The following is a 12,250-nucleotide window of genomic DNA, read 5'->3' on the forward strand; positions in this document are numbered from 1 at the left end:
GCGGTATGCTCGGCGTGCGCGACCGACGATGCTGCGGGGTGCCTGTCGCTGGCGCGCAGCGCAGGGCCTGGCGTTTACCGGTACTGCACCGCGCGCTACGCGTGGCCGGTCACGCAGGCGCCGTTACCCCAATCACTTTCTGCACATCGCTCAGGAGCCGCATGCACCGTCGTCATTTCCTGCACAGCGCCGGCCTCGCGCTCGCGGCCGCTTCCACCGGGAGCTGGGCCGCGACCGGCAAGGTGGCCGCTACGCCGTCTTCGCCGCTACCCGCCATGCCGCCGGGCGCCTCGCCCGACCAGTTCGCCGCAGCGCCGCCGCTGGCGCCGATCCGTGCGGCGGTCGATCGCATCATCGCGATCAACGGCTGCACCCGTCCGTTCCGTGCACAGGGGCCGCGGATCGAGGCCGAGCGCATCGGCCGCAAGATGGTGGTGCACAACTACGGACATGGCGGCAGCGGGTGGTCGCTGTCGTGGGGTGCGGCCGAGCATGCGCTGCGGCTGGTGCAGGCCGCCGATGCGGATGCGCGCGAGCTGGCGGTGATCGGCTGCGGCGCGATCGGGCTGACCACCGCGCTGGTGGCGCAACGCGCGGGCCTGCGCGTGCGCATCTATGCGCGCGAGCGCCTGCCGGATGTGCGCTCGTTCTACGCCACCGGCGTGTGGTCGCCGGACTCGCGCGTGTGCACCAGCGAGCACGCCAGCGCCGACTTCAGGACCCGCTGGGAAGAGATGGCGCGCATTTCGTTTCGCCGCTACCAGACCCTGCTGGGCCTGCCGGGCGAGCCGATCGAATGGCGCGATGGCTATGCGTTGTCGGATGTGCCGTTCGATCAACCGAGCGCGTCGGCCGAAGCGCACGAGCCGGACTACCCGCCACTGGAGCGCGACCAGCTTGAGGATCTCGGCCCACGCTCGCAACCGGTTGCGCCCGGCAGTCATCCGTTTCCGGTGCCGTTCGTGCGCCGCTACAGCCAGCTGACCTTCAACCTCAGCGCCTACGCGCGCCTGCTGATGGACGACTTTCTGCGGGCCGGCGGCGAGCTGTACACGCGCAACTTCGAGCATCCGCGCCAGTTCGGCCAGCTGCGCGAGAAGATCCTGGTCAATGCCACCGGATATGGCGCGCGCGCATTGCTTGGCGACGACAGCGTCATCCCGGTACGTGGGCAGACCGCACGCCTGATTCCGCAACCGGAAGTGACCTACGGGTTGGTCTGGCGCGGCCACAATCTCAATGTGGTGCCGCGTCGCGATGGCTTGCTGGTGCAGTCGCAAGGTGCCCACGATTTCAACAACCCCGATGCCACGCCGGATCATGCCGCGTCCGCAGCAGCGGTCCGCGAGCTGGCACGCTTGTTTCCTGCGCGCTGAATCGTTCTGCCCGCGCGTTGCGCTCAGGACTCGCCAAGCGAGGCCTGCAGCGCGCGGGCAAGTGCGGCATCGCCGCTGACCAGTTCGTCCCACCGCAAGGCCACGCCTTTGCGTCGGCCTTTTTCGACCAGCTTCAAGCCCTGCGGGTCGATGACCAGGGTATAGACCTGCTCGCCGATCTGCAGCTCGCGGCGTAACGGTTTGTCCAACGGCGTCATGGCAGCTCCAGGGGCAAGGACCAGCCGTCGGTTGTAGCGCATCGGTCCGCAACGGCGTGCATTCCCGGCAGTGCATGCCGCACGGTGCCGGTGCAATCGCTGCGCGTGCGCATCGACATCCGCGCAATGGCATCGACATCGGCACAGGCGCACCGGTGCCGCATGCACGGCCGCGGTCATGCGCGTTGCGCATGCCTCTCGAGAAGCCGGCATCAATTTCGGTCGATGGCAGTGCAATTGCCACGGCTCGGCGCTGGCGAATCGATTGCATGCGCATCATCACCGCGCCGCTCACGGCACAGGTCGTTATCGCCTCGGCATCACCGCATCTACCGATCGCGCTAACACGCCGACGATTAGCGTAGCGACCATGCGAGACAGCGTGAGCAAGCACGACAACAACGCTGCATTGCAGGCTTGGCGTGACGCCAGGCAATGCGATGCCGAAGTGGTGACGCAACTGGCTCGCACGCAATTGAAGGCAATACGCACACGGTGTGCCGCACTGTTTATCCACCTATCCATCCAAAGGAGCCGCCCATGGCGATCAAGACAATTGAAGAGCTTTTCGTCCACGAGCTGTCGGACATCTACAGCGCAGAAAAGCAGTTGACCAAATCGCTGCCGCGTCTGGCACGTGCGGCCACCGAACCCAAGCTGGTGGAAGCGTTCAAGCTGCACCTGGAGGAAACCCAGGGCCAGATCGAACGCATCGACCAGATCGTCGAACTGCTCGGCATCAAGCTCAAGCGCATCAAGTGTGCCGCGATGGAAGGCCTGGTCGAGGAAAGCCGCGAGGTGATCGACGAGATCGAAGAAGGTCCGGTACGCGATGCGGCACTGATCGGCGGCGCGCAGAAGGTGGAGCATTACGAGATCGCCTCGTACGGCACCATCGCTGCGATTGCGAAGCAGCTGGGCTATACCGATGCGGTCAGCCTGCTGCTTTCCACGCTGGAAGAAGAAAAGGCCACCGATGAAAAGCTGACCCTGCTCGCCGAGCAAGGCGGCAATCAAAAGGCATCCAAGGCCAGCAAAGCGGCCTGATGCACCGGGCGGCGCTGCCGCCTGCGTTTGCCCGCATTCCGCGGGCAACCCCCACCCGTAGCCAGCCTCAGGTTTCTGCGCGCATGCCGCGTTGCAGTCGTCGTCGGGCGCCAGCCAGGAAATACCATCCATGTTTATGCATAACAAGCGTCTGATGTACACCGTTCGAGTTGCCGAACCCAATCCGGATCTGGCCACGTTGATGCTCGAGCAGTTCGGCGGACCGCAAGGCGAGCTTGCTGCAGCGATGCGGTACTTCACCCAGGCATTGGGCGAAGACGATCCGGGCCGCAAGGATCTGTTGTTCGATATCGCTACCGAAGAACTGAGCCACCTGGAAATCATCGGCTCGATCATCGCCATGCTCAACAAGGGCCCCAAGGCCGTGTTGTCCGAGGGCATGGAAGAGGCCATGGAGATGCGCTCCATGACCCAGAACAGCACCAGCCACACCCAGCAGATCCTGTATGGCGGTGGCCCGGCGCTGGTCAACTCCAGTGGCGTGCCGTGGACATCGGCCTATGTCGATTCGATCGGTTGCCCGACTTCGGACATGCGTTCGAACATCGCTGCCGAAGCACGCGCCAAGCTGGTCTATGAGCGTCTGATCACCGTCACCGATGACCCGGGCATCGTGGATGCGCTGCGCTTCCTGATGACGCGCGAAGTGGCGCATCAGAAATCGTTCGAGAAGGCGTTGTATTCGATCGAGCCGAACTTCCCGCCGGGCAAGCTGCCGGGCGACCCACGCTTCACCGACATCTACTACAACATGTCGCAGGGCGAAGGCGACACGGTTGGCCCGTGGAATGCCGGCGAGCAGTGGGACGTGGTGGCAGACCGTGAGCTGCAGTCCGCAGTCGACGGTGGCGATGGTTCGGCCACGGTTGCGCTGGATGCGACCCAGACCGAGGCATTGGATGCAATGTCGCTGCGTCTGCTGTCCAATCCGGAGCTGGATCGGGTGACCGGTGCAGACCTGGGCGCAGGCCCGGGCGCCGGCTCCACCACCGGCGACATCCAACGCTGATCTTCAGCGCTAGCAGTTGCCGAGACTGGCCCGGGTCGTTCGCGACCCGGGCTTTTTGATGCGTAACCTACTGTGGACAGCAGGCTGCATGCCGTTGGTCGTCTTGCGTTAGCTATCGCGGCAACGTCGGCGTGTGGTCTGCGACGCCCGTGCAACACGGGTGGCTCGATACAACACGCTGACGAATGCGCAAGGTGTTACCGAAGACTGAAAAAGAAAAGAGGCCCGACGGGCCTCCTGGTGTCACTGCGTGCCCGCGCCTCTCACACCGGCGCAGCCTGCTGGGCATGCGCTTCGCTGGCCCACTCCGGACGCACGCCTGCTGCGGTGGTGCAGCGTTCCAACCGCCATGGCAGCAGATGACGCATGGCCTCCTCGCCACTGACCTGCAGCCATTGCGTGGCATCGCCCTCAACGCATAACGGGCGCTGTGTCGGCAGGCTGGTCGAGGAAGCGACCAGTAACGAGAACCCCATCTGCAGGCGGCCACCGATATCCATGACGTTGCGCAGGCCCGCGGCGTACAGCGCACCACCGTCCTGACTCAGCCAGGTCGCCGACGTGGCGCCATCAACCGATGCGGCGCAGACAAAGCCACACAGCGGGATCAGGCAGCGCTGGGTTTCCCAGATGGCGAGGTCCACGCGCCCCAGCCACTCCGGCTCCTGGGTATTGATCGAGCGCTGCTGTCCCGGAGCACGTCGACCGAAGGTTGCACGCTCCTCGCGCTTGCCGCCACGGTCGGCAACCAGAATGTCGGCATCGGCACCCACACCGATCTCGACCCAGGCATTGCTCGCAACGCGGCCCGACAACTGAAGAATGCGCGTAATCATGTTTACTCCACTGTGCATCTTGATGACAGCAAGAGCTACGCACAATACGCGCCAAGTTTTAGGGATGCCGCGCAACGATGCACCGCAATGGTCCTGCATGACGGCCGTGGCATCGGCATCGTTGCGAGGTGCGAATCCGTCGCAACATGTGCACGCACGCGCAGGAATTTCCGTGAGGGGCGCGTCGGGATGCGCAGCATTTTGCACATCGGCATGGCCGCGCCTGCCGGAGTGCGCACGGACTGCACGCGCGCGTGCAGGTCTCTAGCGCTCGTGCAGCGAGGTCAACGGCAACTGGATCTCGCATTCCAGGCGTGTATCGCTGAGCTCGTAACGCGTCTGTGCGCCATGGCTGTACGGCAGCGCCTTTTCGATCAGACGGCGGCCGAATCCGCCCGCCTGGTCGCGGTCGTCGCGCCGCTGCTGGCTGGCACCTTCCTCGATCCACGACAGCACCAGACGCGCAGAGGCGTCGTTGGTGGACACCACGTCCCAGCGCACCGAAAGCGTGCCGGTCTCCACCGCCAGCGCCCCGTACTTGAGCGCATTGGTTGCCAGTTCGTGCAGCGCCAGCGCCAGCGTCTGCACCGTGGACTTGCGAAGCGCCACATCCGGGCCTTCCACCACGATGCGCTGTTGGTCGGGCTCGGCGCCGAGCGCATCCAGCTCCATGCGCAGCAGCGCACCGATGGTGGTGGGCTCGTTGTCCGACTGCGACAACAGTCCTTGCACACGCGACAACGCAGAGAGCCGGTCGTCGAACCTGCCGGCGAATTCCGGCATGCTGTGGCTGGTCTGGACGGTCTGCTTGGCAACCGACTGCACCACGGTGATCAGGTTGCGGGTGCGGTGCTGCAATTCGCTGACCAGCACGCGCTGTTCGTCCTGCAGGCGGCGCAAATTGTCCGATTCGGTCGAGGTTCCCAGCCATTCCAGCACCTGGCCGCGCTCGTCCAGCACCGGCGCGCTGCGCGTATGGAACCAGCGGTAGCCGTCTTCGGCTGCGTTGAACAGGCGGTGTTCCACATCCAGCCCGCCGGTACGCGCACTGTCATGCCAGGCATTCAGGGTCAGCTCGCGCTCGTCCGGATGCACCACCTGCAGCCAGCCCAGTTCCAGGCTCTCGCCATCGCGCTGGCCGGTGTAGCTGGACCATTGCGGGCTGGACCAGGTCCAGCGGCCGCCATCGAGCGAGCGCCACACCAGTTGCGGAATGCCTTCCATCAAGGTGCGCAGCCGCTGCTCGCTGCTGCGCAACGCGCGCTCGGCGCGCGTCAGCGGGGTGACGTCCATGAAGGTCAACACCGCACCGCCGATGAAATTGTTGACGGTGCGGTACGGCAGTACGCGCACCATGTAGCGCGCGCGCGTGGCGGGGTTTTCCACCTCGCGGTCCAGCACCGCCAGCGTGCGGATCACCCGGCGCACATCGTCCTGCAGTTCATCGTAGGCCACGTGCAGCTTGATGTTGCTGATCGGCCGGTGGATGTCACTTTCCACCAGCGGCAGGATGTCGGTGACCGCGGGAGTGAAGTTGGTGACGCGCAGCTCGTTGTCCAGGAACACGGTGGCGATCTGGGTGCTTTCCAGCAGGTTCTTCAGGTCGCTGTTGGCATGCGCGAGTTCCTGCACGCGGTGGGCCAGCTCACCGTTGACCGTGGTGACCTCCTCGTTGACCGACTGCAGCTCTTCCTTGGAGGTTTCCAGCTCTTCGTTGGCGCTCTGCAGTTCTTCGTTGAGCGACTGGTACTCCTCGTTGGAGGACTTGAGCTCCTCGTTGGTGCTTTCCAGCTCCTCGATCATCGACTGCAGACGCTCGCGGGTCATACGCAGCTCGTTCTCCAGCGCCTGCACGTGCGCATTGTCGGACACGGTATCTTTCGGCGGCGCCAGCTCGGCCAGTTCACGCGCTTCCACTTCCTGGAACAACACCACATAGCCGCGCGGCACGTCCGAATCGGAGGTCGGCTCCACGAACAGGTCCACCGCCAGGGTCGCCGCGTCCTCGTGCATCTGGATGCCCCTGGCCTGCACCGGCGTCATGTCCGCTTCGGCACGGCTGAGCGCGCTGCGCAACTCCAGCCGCAGGTCGCGGTGAACCAGGTTGAGCAGGTTGAGGCTGGGTGCGCCGCCGCCGGGACGAATGAAACGCCCGGCCTGGGAAGAGAAATGCAGCACGTCGAAATGCTCGTCCAGCACCGCATAGGCCGGGGCATAGCGATCGGCGATGCGCTCGCCGGCGCGCACCAGTGCATTGCTGACACTGTGCTGCTGGCGGTTGGCCGCCGGTGCATGGCCGTCCAGTCCCAGCGAAGATGACGGGAAGGTCGTATGCATGCGGCTGTCGGCATCGATCTTCTGGAACACGCGGAAGCTGCGCTCCACCGGTGCGAACAACTTGGCATGCCGCGAGACGTTTTCGGCGTTGCCCAGGAACAGATAGCCGCCGGGCTTGAGGGCGAAGTGAAACACCGGGATCACCCGGTTCTGCAGCTCGGCGTCCAGGTAGATCAGCAGATTGCGGCACGACACCAGATCCAGCCGCGAGAACGGCGGGTCCTTGACGATGCTGTGCTGCGAGAACACGCACAGCTCGCGCAGCTGCTTGCTCACCACATAGGTATCGCCCTCCTTGACGAACCAGCGCTGCAGGCGCTCCGGCCCCACGTCGGCGACGATGCTGGACGAATAACGCCCCACCCGTGCGATGGCCAACGCCCGCCCGTCGATGTCGCTGGCGAAGATCTGGATGCGCGGCGCCACGTCCAGCGTCTGCGCATGCTCGCGCAACAGCATCGCCAACGAATAGGCCTCTTCGCCGGTGGAGCAACCCAGCACCCACACCCGCAGGTGATCGCCCGGCTGCTTGCCCTGGAACAGGCGCGGAATCACCTGCTGCTCCAGAAATTCGAACTCGCGGCGGTCGCGGAAGAACTGGGTGACGCCGATCAGCAGATCGTTGAACAGCAGCAGCGGTTCGTCGAAGCGGCTGCGCAGCTGCTCCAGATACTGTTCCAGCGTGTCCACCTGCACCACCTGCATGCGTCGCTGCACGCGGCGCAGGAACGTGGCGCGCTTGTACCCGTGGAAATCATGGCCGGTGGCATTGCGCAGGATGCTGGCGACCTGGCTGAGCTGATCGTTCTCGCTGCCGTTGCGCACGCCCACCGGTGCCGGATGACCGAAGCGATGGTGGCGTTGCATATGCGCGGCGATGCGTGCGGCCACGCGCGGCAGCGGCAGGATGTCGTCGCTGATGGCGGCCGGGTTGCCGGCACTGCGCAGATCCATGCCATGTAACGACGGGTCGTCCACCGCCAGCGCCAGACCGCCACATTCCTTGATCGCGGCGGTGCCCAGGGTGCCGTCGCCATCGAAGCGGCCCATGATCAGGCCGATCACGTTGCCGTCCTGGTCGTGCGCCATCGAAACGAAGAAACTGTCGATCAAGCCGTGATCGCTGGCTTCCTCCAACGGGCGCAGCCGCAGCCGGCCTTCTTCCAGGGTCACCAGGGTCTGGCTGGGCGGTAGGTAAATGCGCCCGGGATGCAGCGCATCGCCGTCCTCCGGTGCCAGCAGCAGGCTGGATTGCGGGCCGAGCAACTCGCGCAGGCGCGTCTCGTCCAGCAAGTGGCGATCGCGCAGCAACAGCATGATGACCAGATTGGGCGCCCCGGCGACCGCGTCGAGCAGCTCGGCCAGGCGGGTGGCATCCAGGCCATCGGCGCCGACACCGAGAACGAATAACGGCGGTGGCGCCACGGCGTCGTGCACGGGGGGCGCTGTGGTGTCGTCGCAGGAAGTGTCGTCGTCAGTCATCGCATCGATCGCGTCGGGTGTGAGGCGCAATCGTCAATGATGGCGCAAACCCGCCTCTACTGCTACGCGGCGTCTGAGCGGTACAGCTGCCTTGCACGACCGGTTCTGGAAGCGCCTGCTTACGCGCGGCGTTAACCGACGCGACGCGCACTATGGCTTGCGCGTCGCCAGACAGCGCCACCGCTCCAGGAGCTCGCCATGCAGGACAATCCACTCAACGGCCGTCGCATCCTCGTGGTCGAGGACGATTATCTGCTGGCCGAATCGCTCAACGATCTGTTAGTGGAAGCCGGCGTCTATGTACTCGGGCCGGTGGGCAATGTGCCGGAGGCATTGTCGCTGGTGGCCTCCGGCCAGACCATCGACGGCGCTTTGCTCGACGTCAACGTGCGTGGCCAACCGGTGTTTCCGGTCGCCGATGCGCTGCTGGAGCGCGGCGTGCCGTTCTCGTTCTGCTCCGGCTACGACCGCTACACGCTACCGCCGCGGTTTGCGCACCTGTCGTACTGCATGAAGCCCTACAACCCGCGCACCATCACCGCCCTGCTCAGCAACCAGACCCAGCCTGCCGAGCATTACTGATCGGTGCTGTCGGTGGACATCGCATCGTCCTGGCGCAGGGCGCGCTCTTCTTCGCCCAGTTGATTGAGCAACTCCACCGCCGACTGATGGGTAGTGCGCAGGGTCTCCATGGGCTTGGAGGTCTCGTTGCGTAACGCATACAACGCAAAGCCCATCACGTTGAGGCGGTTGCGCAACTGATGCAGCAGCTCGCGCCGCCGCCCCTGGGATGCATCGCCCACTACGCGTCCTTGTCGCTGAGCCGGTTGTGCAAAGTGCGCACACTGATCCCCAACTCGCGCGCCGCCGCCTTCTTGTTGAAGCGCGTGCGCGCCAGCGCCGCCTCGATCATGGCGTCCTCGGCCTGGCGCATGGTCCATCCCGCCGGAATCAGCAAGCCGTCTTCATCGGCCTGCGGCACGGTCTGCACCACATCCGGTGCGCTCAGCAGATCGCCGTCCGCGCGCAGGTACAGATAGCGGATGAACGAGCGCAGTTCGCGCACGTTGCCCGGCCAGGTGTGGTAGGCCAGATAGCGCAGCAACGACTTGGTCGGCAGCTTGCGGGTGCCGTACTTGACGTTGAGCTCATCGATCACGCGCAGGCCCAGCAGCCGCGCATCGCCGCGACGCTCGCGCAGCGGCGGCACCTGGATCGGGTACTCGTTGAGCCGATAGAACAGATCCTCGCGCAGCACGCCGTGCTCGCGTTGCACATGCTGGTGCGTTGCCGCGACCACGCGCGCATCCAGTGGGATCTCCTCGCTGCCCCCCACGCGCATGAAGCTGCGCGACTCGATCGCGCGCAGCAGGTAGACCTGCAGCCGGGTCGGCATCTCGCCGATCTCATCCAGGAACAGCGTGCCATCGGCGGCCTGCTCCAGGAAGCCGGCGTGCCGACGATCGGCACCGGTGAAGCTGCCGCGCTCGTGGCCGAACAACTGGCTGGCGAGCAGCTCCTCGGGAATGGCACCGCAGTTGACCGGCACGAAGCGACCACGCCGGCCGGAGACCCGGTGGATCGCGCGCGCGACCAGATCCTTGCCGGTGCCGGTCTCGCCGGTCACCAGCACATTCAAATCGGTCGGCGCCACGCGCAGGATGTCCTTGCGCAGCAGCACGATGCTGTCGCTGTTGCCGATGATGCCCATATTGCCCTGCTGCGCGTCGCGCAGGCCGCCGAGCACGCGCTCCAGCCGCTCGGGCGCAAACGGCTTGGTGAGGAACTCACTGACGCCGAACTGCTGCGCGCGGCCCTGGGTCTCGTAGGCGTAATCGCCCGAAACCACCACAATCTGCGGCGTGTGATCCGGGTCGAGCCGTTCGATGAGATCGAAACCGCTACCGTCGGGCAGACCAACGTCCACCACCAACAGGTCGGGGAAGTTGCTGTCCAGCCAACGGCTGGCTTCGCCAAGGGTGTGGATGCCCTTGGCACGGAAGCCGCTATCGGTGGCTAACTCAACCACCTGATCGCAGAACTCCACGTCGTCGTCGATGATGGCGCAGGAAAGACGGTCCATGGGCGCTTCTGTCCGCAATGACTAATACATGTTCAGTTGAGAATTGTGACGGCTGCGCGAAAAACGCGCCTGTACGTCACCACGAGATGGCACATCCGTGTCACGGCCATCCGGCCGTATGGCGCCCGCTTCCCCCAAGTCGAGCTCGCCGTAAATGGTCGACCGAAGTACGCATGGCGGCGCTGGATTACGCCAGTGCCAAGCGTCATGGTCGGGGTCGGTCAGCGCGTCGTCTTGGGCGAAACGCCAAGGAGCGCAAGGTTTGCGGGAGATGGAGGGCAGCCCGGACACGGGTGCCGTTGGACTGAGCTGACGGATCAGCTCGCTTGGCCTGCGCTACGACGCGCCTGCTGGACTGTCGGCTCGCGCCGACGTGGATCATTGCCGGTGGATGCCTTGTGCACGCCCGGCCGCGAGCCGTCGGATGCGCTGTGTTGCCAATAGCCTACGCACCGGCCGTGGAGAAAACGTGCATGGAGCTGCCAAGGCCGGCGCTGTGACACGACGGCAGAGTTGCGTGCGCCTGCATCGCGAACGCCGGAACTGCAGCGTCGAGCGCGACTCAGCGCTTCTCGGAGCCGTCCGGTCGCTCGTAATCGTGCTCGGGGTCGGCCTTGTTCACGTCGCGGTCTTCGTCGGGCATGTCGTGCACCTTCCACTCGACGTCCTCGTTGCGCTGTTCCTGCGGCGTAAACGGCTTTTGCTGGTCGTCGTCCGGACCCCATGGCTTTTTCGGTTCACTGCCCATCGTCGTTCTCCTGCGTTTGTGGTCGTGAGCCCACGCTAGGCCGGCGTGCATTGCGCAGCAGTGAACAAAGCTGCGCGATGGCGTGAAGCAATCGCCACATGCACAGGCGGCGACATCGTCAACACACACGCCGCCGACATCGCCTAGCCCGCCCGTTTACGTCTGCGCACGCACACTGCGGTTCATCGTGATGCGTCACACCGCCAGGAGACTGAAATGCCCGTACCCAATTACCCGCGCCCGCCATTCAAACCGCAGCAGCAGAACTTTCCTGGGCGTACCGAGAAGATGGACCCACGCCCAGATCACGGCGAAGACAGTTATGTCGGTCATGGGCAGCTCACCGGCAAGCGTGCCCTGATCACCGGCGGCGACAGCGGCATCGGTGCGGCCGTGGCGATCGCTTATGCACGCGAGGGTGCCGACGTGGCGATCGCCTATCTTCCCGACGAGCAGGAAGACGCCGCCAGAATCGGCGCATTGATCGAAAAGGCCGGCGTCAAGGCCTTGCTGGTGGGCTGCGACATCAGCGACCCGGCCCAGGCGGCTAAGTTGATCCAACAGGTCAACAGCACGTTCGGCGGCCTGGATATCTTGGTCAACAACGCCGGCTATCAGAAATATTTTGAGAACTTCGAAGACATCACGCTGGACGAATGGCGCAAGACCTTCGACACCAACGTGCATGCCGTGTTCCACCTGGTGCAGTTGTCGGTACCGCTGATGAAAGACGGCGGCTCCATCATCAATACCGCCTCGGTGCAGTCCAAGAAGCCGACGCCGAACATCCTGCCGTATGCCGCTACCAAGGGCGCGCTGGCCAACCTGACGATTGGCCTGGCGGGCGTACTGGCCGAAAAGCACATCCGCGTCAACGCGGTGCTGCCGGGTCCGATCTGGACGCCGTTCATTCCGGCCGGCATGGACGAGGAGTCGGTGGAAAACTTCGGCGGGCAGACGCCAATGGGGCGCCCCGGGCAACCGGTGGAGCTGGCATCGGCGTACGTGATGCTGGCTGCCGATACCGCCAGCTACACCTCGGGCACCTTGCTCACCATTGCCGGTGGCGCGGTCACGCTGTAACGCCGTCCTG

Annotated in this window: 11 protein-coding genes; 5 read left to right on the forward strand and 6 right to left on the reverse strand. The window is 64.9% G+C overall.

Going from position 1 to position 12,250, the window contains the following annotated elements:
* Positions 1–161 precede the first annotated feature (161 nt).
* Complete coding sequence (locus AC06DU_RS17855) at positions 162–1,376, forward strand: NAD(P)/FAD-dependent oxidoreductase (RefSeq protein ID WP_478202931.1); 1,215 nt, start codon at positions 162–164, stop codon at positions 1,374–1,376.
* 23 nt (positions 1,377–1,399) lie between these two features.
* Here AC06DU_RS17855 and AC06DU_RS17860 read toward each other — a convergent pair whose 3' ends face one another.
* A complete protein-coding gene (locus AC06DU_RS17860) occupies positions 1,400–1,594 on the reverse strand; it encodes a hypothetical protein (protein WP_024938471.1) in 195 nt (64 codons plus the stop codon).
* A 540-nt stretch (positions 1,595–2,134) separates the two neighbouring features.
* Here AC06DU_RS17860 and AC06DU_RS17865 point away from each other — a divergent pair.
* A complete protein-coding gene (locus AC06DU_RS17865; RefSeq protein ID WP_016900918.1) occupies positions 2,135–2,641 on the forward strand; it encodes a YciE/YciF ferroxidase family protein in 507 nt (168 codons plus the stop codon).
* 130 nt (positions 2,642–2,771) lie between these two features.
* Positions 2,772–3,671 carry a manganese catalase family protein gene (locus AC06DU_RS17870; protein WP_065032931.1) on the forward strand — a complete coding sequence of 300 codons (900 nt, stop codon included), beginning with the start codon at positions 2,772–2,774 and terminating at the stop codon, positions 3,669–3,671.
* Between the two features lie 263 nt (positions 3,672–3,934).
* Here AC06DU_RS17870 and AC06DU_RS17875 read toward each other — a convergent pair whose 3' ends face one another.
* Both AC06DU_RS17875 and AC06DU_RS17880 read right to left on the reverse strand, forming a co-directional pair.
* The gene (locus tag AC06DU_RS17875; protein WP_478202932.1) at positions 3,935–4,507 is read right to left on the reverse strand and encodes a hypothetical protein; all 573 of its coding nucleotides are present in this window, start codon (positions 4,505–4,507) and stop codon (positions 3,935–3,937) included.
* Positions 4,508–4,771: 264 nt separating this feature from the next.
* Positions 4,772–8,326 (reverse strand): CheR family methyltransferase, encoded by a 3,555-nt coding sequence (locus AC06DU_RS17880; RefSeq protein ID WP_478202933.1) that lies wholly within the window; start codon positions 8,324–8,326, stop codon positions 4,772–4,774.
* A 198-nt stretch (positions 8,327–8,524) separates the two neighbouring features.
* Between AC06DU_RS17880 and AC06DU_RS17885 the strand changes: the two genes are divergently transcribed.
* A complete protein-coding gene (locus AC06DU_RS17885; RefSeq protein WP_024938475.1) occupies positions 8,525–8,908 on the forward strand; it encodes a response regulator in 384 nt (127 codons plus the stop codon).
* Here AC06DU_RS17885 and AC06DU_RS17890 read toward each other — a convergent pair.
* The 3 genes from AC06DU_RS17890 to AC06DU_RS17900 form a co-directional block, all read right to left on the reverse strand.
* A complete protein-coding gene (locus tag AC06DU_RS17890; RefSeq protein ID WP_065032933.1) occupies positions 8,902–9,129 on the reverse strand; it encodes a hypothetical protein in 228 nt (75 codons plus the stop codon). The two genes, AC06DU_RS17885 and AC06DU_RS17890, sit on opposite strands and share 7 nt — an antisense overlap.
* Positions 9,129–10,409, reverse strand: a complete 1,281-nt coding sequence (locus AC06DU_RS17895) for a sigma-54-dependent transcriptional regulator (RefSeq protein ID WP_184611472.1) — start codon at positions 10,407–10,409, stop codon at positions 9,129–9,131. Before AC06DU_RS17895 ends, AC06DU_RS17890 begins: the two co-directional genes overlap by 1 nt.
* Positions 10,410–10,971: 562 nt before the next feature.
* Positions 10,972–11,157, reverse strand: coding sequence for a hypothetical protein (locus AC06DU_RS17900; protein ID WP_016900925.1), 186 nt, complete (start codon positions 11,155–11,157; stop codon positions 10,972–10,974).
* Between the two features lie 216 nt (positions 11,158–11,373).
* Here AC06DU_RS17900 and AC06DU_RS17905 point away from each other — a divergent pair, with 216 nt between their 5' ends.
* Positions 11,374–12,240, forward strand: coding sequence for a glucose 1-dehydrogenase (locus AC06DU_RS17905; protein WP_478202934.1), 867 nt, complete (start codon positions 11,374–11,376; stop codon positions 12,238–12,240).
* The last annotated feature ends 10 nt before the right edge of the window (positions 12,241–12,250 follow it).

This window comes from Xanthomonas sp. NCPPB 3200 (assembly GCF_056393585.1).